Below are 12923 nucleotides of genomic sequence, written 5' to 3'. Positions count from 1 at the left end.
CTTCCTTAAGTCACGCCAGCTGTCGGTAGTCTTCGCGCACCGCAGGTGCCACCACTCGCTGCTGGATGAAATCTGCGCTCAGTTCGATCACCCGCTGGTACTGCAGGTCCACGGTGATCATGTGATAGCAGTTGTCGAGGAGGATCTTGGTCACCGGGCCGCCGAGCTTGCGCTCCACGTAGTCGGCGTTCCAGGTACTGGTGATGTCGTCTTCGCTGGAGTGCAGCACCAGGGCCGGGGTCAGGATCGACGGCATGCGTTTCTTGACCACGGCGTTCATCCGGTGCAATTCGCGCACCGTCACGCCCTCCATGGTCAGGAGCCCGGCATTGCTGCTTTCACCGGCTTTCATCTGCTTCTCGACGATGGCCCGCAGGCGTTCGTTCTTGATGCCGTAGGGTGGCTTTTCCTCGAAGCGGCAGATGTGCACGCCAAAGGGGATCTTCATCAGCAACGGGGTGAGGAAGGCCAGTTTGTTGATGCTCCAGCCGTCGTACTTCAGGGTGGTGGAGTACATCAGCAGGCCGCTGATCCGTCCCGGATGCTCGGAGGCCAGGTACATGGACATCACCGCACCCATGGACAGGCCGCCGACGAACACCTGCTCGTGGCGCTGCTCTACATCGGCGAAGGTCTTGCGCACGCCCTCGTACCAGTCCTGCCAGCCGGTGGCCTGCAGATCGCTGTTGTCCCCGCAGTGCCCGGGCAGGGTCGGTACGTACACCGTGCACGTACCGTCCTTGGCCAGGCCCTGGGCCACCCGACGGAGTTCCGTCGGGGTGCCGGTCAGGCCGTGGATCAACAAGACCCCGACCGGACCCGTGCCGAGAACGAAGCCGGCGCTGCCTTCGCCCAGATCGATCTCAGCCTTGCTCATCGCTTCATGGCCCGATCCAGCAGGCGATCCAGCAGTGCGATGCCCAGGTCGATTTCCGCGTAGCTGATTTCCAGCGACGGGGCCAGGGTGATGACGTTCTTGTAGTAGCCGCCCACATCGAGGATCAGGCCCAGGCGCTGGCCGTTGATTTCGATGTCGCCCTTCATGCCTTCCTCGACCATGTAGTCCAGGGTCGCCTTGTCCGGGGTGAAGCCGTCGGTGGTGCAGATCTCGCAGCGCAGGGCCAGGCCCAGGCCGTCGACGTCGCCGATGATCGGGTAGCGCTTCTGCAGGTCTTGAAGGCCGGCCAGGAAGTACTTGCCTTTCTCCATGACCATCGCGCCGTAGTCGATCTCGCTGGTCATCTTGAACATTTCCAGGCCCACGGCGGTGCCCAGCGGGTTGGAGGCGAAGGTGGAGTGGGTCGAACCTGGCGGGAACACGCCCGGGTTGATCAGCTCTTCACGGGCCCAGATGCCGCCCAGCGGGTTGAGGCCGTTGGTCAGCGCCTTGCCGAACACGATCACGTCCGGCTTGACGTCGAAGTGCTCGATCGACCACAGCTTGCCGGTGCGGTAGAAGCCCATCTGGATCTCGTCGACCACCATCAGGATGCCGTGCTGGTCGAGCACGTGCTTGAGCTCGCTGTAGAAGTTCATCGGCGGGATCACGTAGCCGCCGGTGCCCTGGATCGGCTCGACATAGAAGGCGGCATATTCGCTCTGGCCGACCTTCGGGTCCCAGACGCCGTTGTATTCGGTTTCGAACAGGCGGGCGAACTGCTGCACGCAGTGGCTGCCGTACTCTTCCTTGGTCATGCCTTTGGGGCCGCGGAAGTGGTACGGGAATGGAATGAACTGCGCACGCTCGCCGAAGTGGCCGTAGCGGCGGCGGTAGCGGTAGCTGGAGGTGATCGACGAAGCGCCCAGGGTACGGCCGTGGTAGCCGCCTTCGAAGGCGAACATCAGGCTCTTGCCGTTGGTGGCGTTACGCACCACTTTCAGCGAGTCCTCCACCGACTGCGAACCGCCGACGTTGAAGTGCACGCGGCCGTCGAGGCCGAACTTCTTCTTGGCGTCGACCGCGATCATTTCCGACAGCTCGATCTTGCCTTTGTGCAGGTATTGGCTGGCGATCTGCGGCAGGGTGTCGATCTGTTGCTTGAGGGCGTTGTTCAGGCGTGGGTTGGCGTAGCCGAAGTTCACCGCCGAGTACCACATCTGCAGGTCGAGGTAGGCCTGGTCGCTGGTGTCCCAGACGTAGGAGCCTTCGCAGCGGCTGAAGATGCGCGGTGGTTCGATGTAGTGAACGGTATCGCCGTAGGAGCAGTACTTGGCTTCTTTTTCCAGAAGGATCTGGTCTTCTGCGGTAGCGATGCGGATATCAGACATGGTGGAAGAGTTCCTGGGTTTCAAGAGAGAAGTTGGTCGCGTTGGCGGCGTTATTCGGCAGCTTGGCCAGCAGCGCTGGCAGTTCGGCGAAGGAGTCGAACCGCGCATGGGGAATCTTGTTGCGTTCGCAGTAGTCGGCCAGGCGATCCTTGGCGAACACGAAGTCGGCGGTGGAAGCCACGCACATATCCGACTGGCCATCGCCGATCACCAGCACGCGCTTGCCCCGCGGGGTGGATTTGCACTTGCAGTTGCCGGAAGCGGCGCGGCAGGCGTCGCTGGCGTAGGGGAAGTCGATGCGCCAGCTGTTGTGGTCGACCTGGCGCAGGCGGTTGGCGAGGATCGGCAGCAGGGTCACGTAGTTGCGTGCCAGGATGCGGGCGATGCCCTGCTCGATGCCGTCGCTGACCACTTCGATGGAAGCGCCCAGGCCGATCACGTGATCGACGAAGTCGGGGAAGTCGGGGTCGATTTCGACACTGTCGAAGTAGCCCAGCAGTTCGGCGGGCGAAGCCTTGACCAGGGCCAGTTGGCGGCTGAGGCATTCTCGGGAGCCGATGTGACCGTCCAGCCATTCCTGCTCTATGCCTTCCCAGCTGGGGTCGGCGAAGCGTTGGAGAACGTTATCGATCACGTCGGCGCGGGAGATGGTCCCGTCGAAGTCACATACGATATGCCAGTGCATCATCTGCTGTTACCTGTTGAATAAGAGCGCTCTTTGCGCTTGTGGCAGGGGTAGAGCAGGGACTGTGCCAAGTGGCGAAAACCCAGCGGGGCTGGGGCCTTGGCGAGGAAAGAGGGGGATTTGTAGAGTTCTGGCTACAATTTTTGTAGGTCCCTACAAAGAACATCAGTGCTTGCGCCCAAGGGCCGCTCTGATGATTGATGCGCGCATGTTCAGACAAGGAAACTCATTCATGCCCAGGCTTTCATCCCCCGCCTTACTGGCCGGCCTGCTCTCCCTGACCCTCGCCAGTGGCGCCATGGCCGACTCCGGCATCACCGGTGAACTGGGCCTGGGCCTGGGCTACCAACCCCATGACCCCACAGGCAGCAGCTACGACACCGTGCCGCTGCCGTACATGGACCTGGATTGGGGAGATGTCAGCCTGAACGGTGACGATGGCCTGACCTGGGATGCCTTCAAGAGCAATGGCTTGAGTATCGGCCCCTACATCAATTACCTGCAGGGGCGTAATTCCGACGGTGCGCTGCGCGGCCTGCGGGATGTTCGCGACATGGCCGATATCGGCGCCTTCATCGAGTACGCCCCCGACGACTTCTGGCGGCTGTTCGCCGCCGTGGGCCAGGCGGTGGGCGGTGCCGGGGGCCAGGGCGGGGTGCTGGGCAAGGTCGGGGGTGAAATCGGCTACCCGCTGGGCCTGGGCATCATTGGCAGCAACAACCTGACCCTGCACTTCGCCGATGGCCGCCAGAGCCAGACCTTCTTCGGCGTCGACGCCAAGGAGTCCCTCGCTTCCGGCATTGGCCAGTACAACGCCAGCGGTGGCATGCAGAACTTCACCCTGAGCCAGAATTTCCACTTCCCCCTGGGGGGCAACTGGGCGCTGGTGGCCAGTGCCAGCTGGACGCGCCTGGTCAATTCCGCCGCCGACAGCACCATCGTCCGCGACAAGGGCGAGGTCAACCAGGGGCAGGTGCAGACCGCCATCAGCTACAAGTTCTGAGGGGCGCCGCCCAGGCCTGAGCACGGCCTGGGGCGGCAACAGCAAAAACTGGTCTGGCCTTTGCAATGGTCGCCATGAATTCAATTTCTCAGGAAGTTCTTCATGGCTCGACCTGCCTATCGTCTACTCGCCTATTCCCTCTGGGACCTGATCCCGATTGCCATGGCACTGGTACATTTCGCCTTTGTACTGTGGTTGGTGCTGGATTTCCACGCCCTGTCCTGGTGGGTCATCGTCCCGGCAGCGCTGCTGTATTCAGTCAGCCTGTCGTGGAGCATCAACAGCATTTCCCATAACCAGATCCACAACGCCTATTTCACCCCCGGGTGGATGAACCGCGGCTTCGACCTGCTGCTCTCGGTGACCATAGGTTTTTCCCAGACCCTGTACCGCGACATCCACAACCGCCACCACCGGGGCAACTCCGACCTGCCGGACGCCAATGGCAAGACCGTCGACCCGCTCTCCATCTACCTGCATGGCAAGGATGGCCAGCCGGACAACCCCTGGGCCTACACCTTCCTGAGCTTTTTCCGCGACGACCCCAAGGAGATCTACCAGGAAATGCAGCGCAAACGGCCTGACGATGCACGTTGGGTAAAAGTGGAGATCGGCGTCACAGTGGCGTTCTATCTGGCCCTGGCGCTGTATGACTGGCATGCGGTGCTGGTGCTGCTGCCGTTCTGGTACCTGGGGCAGTCGCTGTCGTCGCTCAATGGCTACTACGAGCACCTGGGGGGCAACCCGGACCTGCCGATCGCCTGGGGCGTGAGCTCCTACAGCCCGCTGTACAACCTGATCTGGATGAACAACGGCTACCACGCCGAGCATCACTACCGGCCGAAGATGCACTGGACCAAGGTCAAGGCTTTCCACCGCGAGATCCGCGAGCAGCAACGGGCTGCCGGGGTGAAAGTGATTCCGGTGTCCCACGGCCTGGGTTTCCTGGTGTCCCACCGCAAGACCTAAACCCCGTGGCTGTAGGAGCTGGCTTGCCAGCGAAGGGGCCGGCAAGATCGCCTTCGCCAGCAAGCCGGCTCCTGCACAACATCCCTTCGCTGTAGCAAAGAGGCCCTCAGGCCTCTTCACCCTCCGCCAAGAGGGCAATCCCGCCGATGATCACAAAGACCCCGACCCAGTGCAGCAGGCTGATCTGCTCGCCCAGGCCCAGCCACGAGCCCAGCAGCACCACCACGAATACCAGGGAGCTCAAGGGGAAGGCCAGGGACAGGCTGCTGCGCCGCAGGATCAGCATCCACACGAAAAACGCGCCGATATAGCAGGCAATCGCCATCAGCACCCCGGGGTTGACCGCGACCGCCGCCAGCCACTGCAGATTGAAATCCATCTGGCCCAGCTGGTCGCCGCCAACCTTGGTGGCGATCTGCCCGGCGCTCTCGAAACCGATCAGCAGGGCCCAGAGCACGATGGTGCCCAGGCGCTCGTGCAGCCAGCCGTGGGAGGTATTGGAACTCATCAAACGCTTCCTTCTATTCGTTGAACAAGGCTCAGGTACTGGCCACGCACACCAGCATCACCCCGGCGGTGATCACCAGGGTGCCGAGCCAGCGACGGCGGCTGACGGTCTCGCCCAGCACCACCTTGCCCGCCAGTACCACGCCGCAATAGGCCAGGGCCGCCGCGGGGAACAGCAGGCTCAGGGGCGCCCGGGACAGGGCTTCGAGCCAGACGAAGAACTCGATGGCGTAGGCGCCGATGCCGCACCACAGCAAGGGCGCGTTGAACACCTGGCCCCAGAAAGCGTTCAGGCGAAAACCGCCTTCCAGCTCTGGCAGGCGGTCCAGGCCGAGCTTGAAACAGAGTTGGCCGACCACGTCCAGGACAATGGAAAAGGCCACCAGCAGAACAACGGTCAGGGTCACGGGAACAGCTCCTCGAACAGCGAGATCAGGGCTTCATTGGTCACCGAGTTGCGCAGCAGGTCGTCCTGGCTCCAGCGCTCGGCCGGAGGCTGGTCGGACTTGGCTTCCCAGCGTTTGAAGGCGTTGCTGAAGGCCGGCTGGGCGAACTCGCCGCAGACGTCGATGCCCAGGATCCGCTTGCGCGCGGCCAGGGTGCGCAGGGCCTGCAGCAGGTGGGTCAGGCGCATGCCGCCCTGGTCCCAGTTGGTGGCGGCGTCTTCGCTGGCCAGCACATCCTTGTCGATGGTGATCCAGATCGCCTCGGTGGGCAGGCTGTCGATCATCTGTTCGAGAAAGGCCTGCCAGTCCAGTTCCGCCAGGTTGCGCCAATGCAGGTGGTTTTCCTGCTGCTGGTGCCCGGCGCCGTCGCCGACCCGCCCCCAGATCTTGGACGGCGCGTGCTGCCAGGGGAACAGCTGCAGCTTGCCGTGCTTGAGGGCGGCGACATTGCCGCCGCGCAGTTGTGGGTTGTGCAGGTCTTCGCTGCAGGGGCCAAGGGTGACGATGCGCTGGATGTGCGGCAGTTTCAGCGCCCGGTTGACCCAGGAGCCGCAATGCCGGCGCGGAGCCAGGCGTACCCAGTCCGGGTGGTTGTCGAAGTGGATCAGGCTCACCGGCTCTTGCAGGTCGCCGAGAAAGGCCGGGGTCAGGTGGTGATAGTCACCGGAGCCGACAAAGAAGATTTCCGGCTGCGGGCCGCTGTGGCGGGGCCGCTGGCGCAGGCGTTCGGTGAAGTGACGGTAGGTGCGCTCGGTGGACCACAGGCGCAGCTTGGGCCCCAGGTCCAGCAGGTCGAGACGCCGCGCCTGGCCGCTGTTCAGGCGTCGGATGATCGGCTCCTGGGCGGTCAGGCTGTGGTCGAGATCTAAGATGTTCAAGGTGTTCTTTACCCATGGCAGCGCCCTCCAGAAAACTGCGTGATCAGGCTGAAACGCAGGCTGGACGGGCTTTGCCGGGTAAATGCAAGGGTCGGGCCAGGGTCGTTGCCGGGTTGCCGGCGAAAGACCGCGGCGCAGGCTTCGCGAGCAAGCTCGCTCCTACGGGAATGGCAGGGCTCAGGCGTGCAGGCGCACCCAGACGCTGACCAGGATCGTCGCGGCGATCAGCCAGGCCACGGCGGCTACCGCCAGGGAAGCTTCCAGGCGCAGGCGATCGACCATCACATACAGGGTCGCCAGGTAGACGAAGTAGGGAATGATCGACCACATGCCGAACAGGATGGTGGTCTTCAGGTCATCGAGGGAGCGGCCCTTGCCGACGATGTAGTGGGCGATCAGGGCAAAGGTCGGGAACAGCGGCACCAGGCCGGCGATGTAGTAGTTCCGGGTCTTGGCCAGGGCCGCCAGAATCACCACCACCGCCGCGCCCAGGGCGGCCTTCAACAATAGATCCATGGTTACTCGCGCCTTGGGTTAGTGGCTCAGGCCGTACTTCTTGACCTTGTCGAACAGGGTGGTCTTGGCCATGCCCAGCTCCTGGCTGGCCTGGGTCAGGTTGCCGCCGCTGCGCTGCAAGGCATCGTTGAGCAGGTTGCGCTCGAAGGCTTCCACCGCCTCGGCAAAGCCCAGCCCCTGGGCGACACTGCTGCCGGGCTTCTTGAAGGCCGGCAGGCCGAGGGCAAAGCGTTCGGCGACGTTGCGCAACTCGCGCACGTTGCCCGGCCAGTCGTGGCTCATGAGGGTCGACAGGGTCTGGTTGTCCAGCTCCGGCACCGCGCGGTCAAAGCGCAGGGACGACTGCTGCAGGAAATGCTCGAACAACTGCAGGATGTCTTCGCGGCGTTCGCGCAGGGGCGGCAGTTCCAGGGTCACCACGTTGAGGCGGTAGTACAGGTCGCTGCGAAACTCCTTGGCCCGGCTCATTTCGTCCAGGTCCGACTTGGTGGCGGCGATCACCCGGCAATCCACGGCCACGCTCTGGTTGGAACCGAGGCGCTCCAGGGTACGCTCCTGCAACACTCGCAAGAGCTTGATCTGCAGGTTGATCGGCATGCTTTCCACTTCGTCGAGGAATAGCGTGCCCTGGTGGGCGTGCTCGATCTTGCCGATGCGCCGTTTGCCGGCGCCGGTGAAGGCGTTGGCCTCGTGGCCGAAGATCTCGCTTTCGAAGAGGTTCTCGGGCAGGCCGCCGCAGTTCAGGGCGACGAACTGCTGCTGGTGGCGCCGGCTGAAGTCGTGCAGGCAACGGGCGACCAGTTCCTTGCCGGTGCCGGTCTCGCCTTCGATCAGCACGTTGGCCGAGGTATCGGCAACGTTGGCGATCAGCTCCCGCAGGTTCTGCATGGCCGGCGAGCGGCCGATGATCCGCCCTTCCAGGGAACTGCGTTCGGCCAGCTGGCGGCGCAGCGAGGTCACTTCCCGGGCCAGGCCCCGTTGCTCCAGGGCGCGGCGGGCCACATCCACCAGGCGCTCGGGGGAGAAGGGTTTTTCCATGAAGTCGTAGGCGCCTTTCTGCATGGCGCCCACGGCCATGGAAATATCGCCGTGGCCAGTGATCAGCACCACCGGCAGGCTGCGGTCCCGGGCCTTGAGGCGGTTCAGCAGTTCCAGGCCATCGATGCCCGGCAGGCGAATGTCGCTGACCACGATGCCGGGAAAGTTTTCACCGACCTGGGCCAGGGCTTCTTCGGCGCTGCCCACACCGATGCAGGGAATGTCTTCCAGGGCCAGGGCCTGTTGGCAACCCAGCAGGACATGGGGGTCGTCTTCGACGATCAGCACGGTCAGCTCGTTGTTCATATCGGCTCGGCTTGAGTGGGGCTTGCCAGGGGCAAGCTGAGGACAAAGGCGGTGCCGCCGCTTGCCGGGTGTTCCACCCCCAGGCTGCCGCCGGTGGCGGCGGCGAGGCTGGCGGACAGGGTCAGGCCGAGGCCCAGGCCCTGCTCGCCGGGTTTGGTGGTGAAGAAGGGTTCGAACAGGTGCTTGCGCGCTTCAAGATCGATGCCGTGGCCGTTGTCGCGCACCCGCAGGCGGTACTTGCCCTCGCTGAATTCGCCCTCCAGCCACAGTTGCGGCTCCGGTTGGGCCTGCATGGCATCCAGGGCATTGCCGATCAGGTTGACCAGGATCTGCTCCAGGCGGGTCTGGTCGATCTGCAGGGTCTGCTCGGTGAAGTCGCGGTGCAGTTGCAGGGGCAGGGGTTCGAGGCGTGCATTGAGCACTTGCAGGGCTGCGTCAACGGCCTTGTCCAGGCTGGCCTGGCCCTGGTCGTCGCCACGGCGGGCGAAGGAGCGCAGGCTGGCGGTGATGCGGCCCATGCGGTCGATCAGTTCATTGATGGTCTTGAGGTTGGCGCTGGCGGTGTCCAGGGCGCCGCGTTCGAGGAAGCGTACGGTGTTGCCGGACAAGGTACGCAAGGCCGCCAGGGGCTGGTTCAGCTCGTGGGCGATGCTGGTGGACATCTGGCCGATGGCCGCCAGCTTGCCGGCCTGGACCAGTTCGTCCTGGGCGCGGCGCAGGGTTTCCTCGGCCTGGCGGCGTTCGCGGATCTGGCCCTTGAGCCGTTCGTTGCTGGCCCGCAGGTCGGCGGTGCGTTCGGTGATCCGCCGTTCCAGCTGGCTGTTGGCTTCCTGCAGGGCTTCACGGGCGGCCAGGCGAGTGGCGATGACCTTGCGCCGTTCGTTCCAGGCGATCAGCAGAAAGGCCACCAGGGCAAAGGCCACCGCCACCAGGATGCCCTGGTTGATGGCTTCGCGGCGCAGGTCCTGCAACGGGGTGAGCAGGGTGAAGTTCCAGGGGGTATCGCTCAGGGGCCGGGTCTGGGACAGGTAGCTGATGGCTTTCTCGTCGGACACCAGCTCGGTGTTGGCCGGAAAGGTCAGCTTTTCCACGCCTTCGGCCAGGCGTTCCCGGGCCAGGGGTTCCAGTTCGTTGAGGGGGAACCAGTAATATTGCAGGCTGCGGGCCAGGCGTTCCTTGGTGTCGTCGCTGAGCGGGCGGACCGACTTGAGGCGGCGCGCCGGGTCGCTGGACAGGATGATGATGCCGTTTTCGTCGCTGACGAAGGCTTCCAGGCGGGCACGCTGCCAGCGTTCCTCCAGGGCCTCCAGGCGTACCTTGACCACCGCCACGCCGATGATCTTGCCTTGTTCTTCCAGGCCATGGGCCAGGTAGTAGCCAGGTTCGCCGTTGGTGCTGCCGATGCCGTAGAAGCGCCCGGGCTGGCCGCGCACGGCGTTCTGGTAGTAGGCCCGGAACGACAGGTCTTCGCCCAGGTAGCTGTCGACGTCACGCCAGTTGCTGGTGGCTACCACCCGGCCCGTGGTGTCCATGACATAGATGGCCCGGCTGCGGCTGCGGCGGTTCAGGCCTTCGAGGTATTGATTGACGGTTTGCCGGTGTTCCGGCGAAGGATCGCCCAGCAGCTGGGAAACACTGGATTCCAGTTCCAGCAGGCTTGGCAGATAGGTGTACTTGCTGATCTCACTTTCTACGGCGCGGGCATGCAGCTCCAGCTGGCGCTGGCCGTTTTCGCCGAGGGTGCGGATGCCGTTGTGCTCGCTGATCCAGAACCCGACGTAGCCCAGGCCGATCATCAGCAGGATGACCAGGGGCGGCAGGAACAGATGTCGGATCAGGCGGGGTTTCACGGCGAGTGATGGCGGCGCGGCGCGATAGAGAGTGGGGTCGCATTTCATCACAGATGCCTTGGGTCAACCACTGCGCAGTGTCTGTAGGAGCCGGCTTGCCGGCGACCAGGGCGGCACTGACGATAGGGGAGTCAGATACCGTCCCGTCGCAGGCAAGCCGGTGCCTACAGGAACGCGGGTTTTAGTGCTGCAGGATCTTCTCGAGGAAGTGCTGCGCACGTTCGGAGCGGGCGCTGATATCGCCGAAGAACTCTTCTTTCTGGCAGTCCTCGATGATCTGGCCCTTGTCCATGAAGATCACCCGGTTCGCCACTTTGCGGGCAAAGCCCATTTCGTGGGTCACGCACATCATGGTCATGCCTTCATGGGCCAGTTGCACCATGACGTCCAGCACTTCGTTGACCATTTCCGGGTCCAGGGCCGAGGTCGGTTCGTCGAACAGCATGACGATCGGGTCCATGGCCAGGGCGCGGGCGATGGCCACACGTTGTTGCTGGCCACCGGAGAGTTGCCCCGGGTGCTTGTGGGCGTGGGCGGCGAGGCCGACGCGGTCCAGCAGTTGCAGGCCTTTCTTGGTGGCCTCTTCCTTGCTGCGGCCCAGCACCTTGATCTGCGCGATGGTCAGGTTCTCGGTGATGGTCAGGTGCGGGAACAGCTCGAAATGCTGGAACACCATGCCCACGCGGGAACGCAGTTTCGGCAGGTTGGTCTTGGGGTCGGCGATGGAAGTGCCGTCCACCACGATGTCGCCTTTCTGGAAGGGTTCCAGGGCGTTGACGCACTTGATCAGGGTCGACTTGCCGGAGCCGGACGGCCCGCAGACCACCACCACTTCACCTTTCTTGACCTCGGTGCTGCAATCGGTCAGCACCTGGAAGTCCCCATACCACTTGTTGATGTTCTTGATAGAGATCATACGGCGAACCTTTTTTGCAGACGCTTGACCAGCAGCGAGGCGGCAAAGCTGATTGTGAAATAGACCAGACCAGCGATGATCAGGAATTCATTGGAGCGGCCGATGATGTCGCCGCTGGACCGCGAGGCGTTGAGGAAATCCACCAGGCCCACGGTGTACACCAGGGAGGTGTCCTGGAACAGGATGATGCTCTGCTGCAGCAGCAGCGGGGTCATCTTGCGAAACGCCTGGGGCAGGATGATCAGGCGCATGGTCTGGCCATAGCTCATGCCCAGTGCCTGGGCGGCGCCCATCTGGCCCTTGGGGATCGACTGCACGCCGGCACGGACGATTTCGCAGAAGTACGCCGCTTCGAACATCATGAAAGCCACGATGCACGAGGTGAATGCGCCAATCGGGGTGTCTTCGCCGGTGATCCAGCGCAGCACGAAAGGCACCGCCAGGTAGAACCAGGTGATCACCAGCAGCAGCGGGATCGAGCGGAAGTAGTTGACGTAGGCGCCCGCCAGGTTCGACAGCAGCTTGTTGTGAGACAAGCGCATCAAGGCCAGCAAGGTACCGAGGATGATCCCGCCGACCACACCCATGACCATCAGCTTGAGGGTCATCAGCATGCCGTTCCACAGGCCGGGAATGGCCGGGATGATGCCCGAGAAGTCGAATTCCATTATTTACCTCCCACGGAGATCAGGCCGGGGACCGAAACTTTCTTCTCCACCAGGCGCATCAGCAGCATCAGGCTCATGTTCAGGGTGAAGTAGATCAGGGTAGCCAGGGTGAAGGCTTCGAACAGGTTGGCCGAGAACTCGGCGGTCTGCTTGGTCTGGGCCAGCAATTCCATCAAGCCGATCAGCGACGCCACGGAGGAGTTCTTGAATACGTTGAGGAATTCCGAGGTGAGCGGCGGAATGATGATCCGGTAGGCCTGAGGCAGCAGCACGTTCCAGTAGATCTGCGGCAGCGAGAAGCCCATGGCGCGTGCGGCGGATTCCTGGCCACGGGGCAGGGCCTGGATACCGGTACGTACCTGTTCGCAAACCCGTGCGGCGGTGAACAGGCCCAGGCACACGACAACGCTCAGGTAGGCCGAGGTGGTCGGGTTGAGGTCCTGCTTGTACCACTCCTGGAGGTTCTCCGGCAGCAGGTCCGGCACCAGGAAGTACCAGATGAACAGCTGTACCAGCAGCGGCACGTTGCGGAAGATCTCCACGTACACGGTGGCGATGCCCGACACCAGGCGGTTCGGCACGGTGCGCATGACGCCCAGGATCGAGCCCAGCAGCAGCGCGATGATCCAGGCCACCACGGCGATGGCGATGGTCCAGCCCAGGCCGGAGATGAACCAGTCGAGATAGGTCTCGCTGCCCACGCCGGTGGACTTGAAGAACACGCCCCAGTCCCAGTTGTAATTCATTAGGGTTACCCCTCAGATCGTTCGATGTACAAGCACCCGCCTGGGGACGTCCGTTCCCGCCTGATCATGACGATCAGGCACACACGATCGGCTCGACAACCACCGGTTCGAGTGTTTCCAAAAAATG

14 protein-coding genes are annotated in these 12923 nt (G+C 63.3%); 2 read left to right on the top strand and 12 right to left on the bottom strand.

Features of this window, described 5'->3' with window-relative positions; translation table 11 throughout:
* Positions 1 to 10: 10 nt before the first annotated feature.
* The 3 genes from KI242_RS24955 to KI242_RS24945 are packed head-to-tail and all read right to left on the bottom strand — an operon-like array spanning position 11 to position 2956.
* A complete protein-coding gene (locus KI242_RS24955) occupies positions 11 to 877 on the bottom strand; it encodes an alpha/beta fold hydrolase (protein ID WP_011063139.1) in 867 nt (288 codons plus the stop codon).
* Positions 874 to 2268, bottom strand: a complete 1395-nt coding sequence (locus tag KI242_RS24950; RefSeq protein WP_011063138.1) for an aminotransferase class III-fold pyridoxal phosphate-dependent enzyme — start codon at positions 2266 to 2268, stop codon at positions 874 to 876. The genes KI242_RS24955 and KI242_RS24950 overlap by 4 nt, the downstream gene beginning before the upstream one ends.
* Positions 2261 to 2956: an HAD-IB family phosphatase gene (locus KI242_RS24945; protein WP_011063137.1), complete on the bottom strand. Its 696-nt coding sequence runs from the start codon at positions 2954 to 2956 to the stop codon at positions 2261 to 2263. The genes KI242_RS24950 and KI242_RS24945 overlap by 8 nt, the downstream gene beginning before the upstream one ends.
* Positions 2957 to 3146: 190 nt before the next feature.
* Between KI242_RS24945 and KI242_RS24940 the strand changes: the two genes are divergently transcribed.
* Together KI242_RS24940 and KI242_RS24935 are read left to right on the top strand one after the other, a co-directional pair.
* A complete protein-coding gene (locus KI242_RS24940; protein ID WP_212805631.1) occupies positions 3147 to 3956 on the top strand; it encodes a MipA/OmpV family protein in 810 nt (269 codons plus the stop codon).
* A gap of 102 nt (positions 3957 to 4058) precedes the next feature.
* A complete protein-coding gene (locus KI242_RS24935) occupies positions 4059 to 4925 on the top strand; it encodes a fatty acid desaturase (protein WP_015636828.1) in 867 nt (288 codons plus the stop codon).
* A gap of 106 nt (positions 4926 to 5031) precedes the next feature.
* On the opposite strand, the gene KI242_RS24930 is transcribed toward KI242_RS24935, so the two are convergent.
* The 9 genes from KI242_RS24930 to KI242_RS24890 all read right to left on the bottom strand — a co-directional run bounded on the left by KI242_RS24930 (position 5032) and on the right by KI242_RS24890 (position 12796).
* A complete protein-coding gene (locus KI242_RS24930) occupies positions 5032 to 5433 on the bottom strand; it encodes an EamA family transporter (RefSeq protein WP_011063134.1) in 402 nt (133 codons plus the stop codon).
* A gap of 31 nt (positions 5434 to 5464) precedes the next feature.
* On the bottom strand, positions 5465 to 5839 hold the full coding sequence (locus KI242_RS24925; protein WP_011063133.1) for a transporter: 375 nt from the start codon (positions 5837 to 5839) through the stop codon (positions 5465 to 5467).
* The gene (locus KI242_RS24920) at positions 5836 to 6756 is read right to left on the bottom strand and encodes an arginase family protein (protein WP_015636826.1); all 921 of its coding nucleotides are present in this window, start codon (positions 6754 to 6756) and stop codon (positions 5836 to 5838) included. Before KI242_RS24920 ends, KI242_RS24925 begins: the two co-directional genes overlap by 4 nt.
* Before the next feature lie 177 nt (positions 6757 to 6933).
* Positions 6934 to 7263: a GlpM family protein gene (locus tag KI242_RS24915; protein ID WP_169892259.1), complete on the bottom strand. Its 330-nt coding sequence runs from the start codon at positions 7261 to 7263 to the stop codon at positions 6934 to 6936.
* Between the two features lie 27 nt (positions 7264 to 7290).
* The gene (locus KI242_RS24910; protein WP_011063130.1) at positions 7291 to 8616 is read right to left on the bottom strand and encodes a sigma-54 dependent transcriptional regulator; all 1326 of its coding nucleotides are present in this window, start codon (positions 8614 to 8616) and stop codon (positions 7291 to 7293) included.
* Positions 8613 to 10514 (bottom strand): sensor histidine kinase, encoded by a 1902-nt coding sequence (locus KI242_RS24905; RefSeq protein WP_015636825.1) that lies wholly within the window; start codon positions 10512 to 10514, stop codon positions 8613 to 8615. The genes KI242_RS24910 and KI242_RS24905 overlap by 4 nt, the downstream gene beginning before the upstream one ends.
* Before the next feature lie 133 nt (positions 10515 to 10647).
* On the bottom strand, positions 10648 to 11382 hold the full coding sequence (locus tag KI242_RS24900) for an amino acid ABC transporter ATP-binding protein (RefSeq protein WP_011063128.1): 735 nt from the start codon (positions 11380 to 11382) through the stop codon (positions 10648 to 10650).
* On the bottom strand, positions 11379 to 12050 hold the full coding sequence (locus tag KI242_RS24895; RefSeq protein WP_011063127.1) for an ABC transporter permease subunit: 672 nt from the start codon (positions 12048 to 12050) through the stop codon (positions 11379 to 11381). The genes KI242_RS24900 and KI242_RS24895 overlap by 4 nt, the downstream gene beginning before the upstream one ends.
* Positions 12050 to 12796, bottom strand: coding sequence for an amino acid ABC transporter permease (locus KI242_RS24890; protein ID WP_011063126.1), 747 nt, complete (start codon positions 12794 to 12796; stop codon positions 12050 to 12052). The genes KI242_RS24895 and KI242_RS24890 overlap by 1 nt, the downstream gene beginning before the upstream one ends.
* Positions 12797 to 12923 lie beyond the last annotated feature (127 nt).

It is taken from the genome of Pseudomonas sp. Eqa60 (assembly GCF_018326405.1).
GTDB classification, from domain to species: domain Bacteria; phylum Pseudomonadota; class Gammaproteobacteria; order Pseudomonadales; family Pseudomonadaceae; genus Aquipseudomonas; species Aquipseudomonas protegens.
Note: the sequence above shows the minus strand (reverse complement) of the source record. Positions and strands in the feature narration are given on the sequence as shown.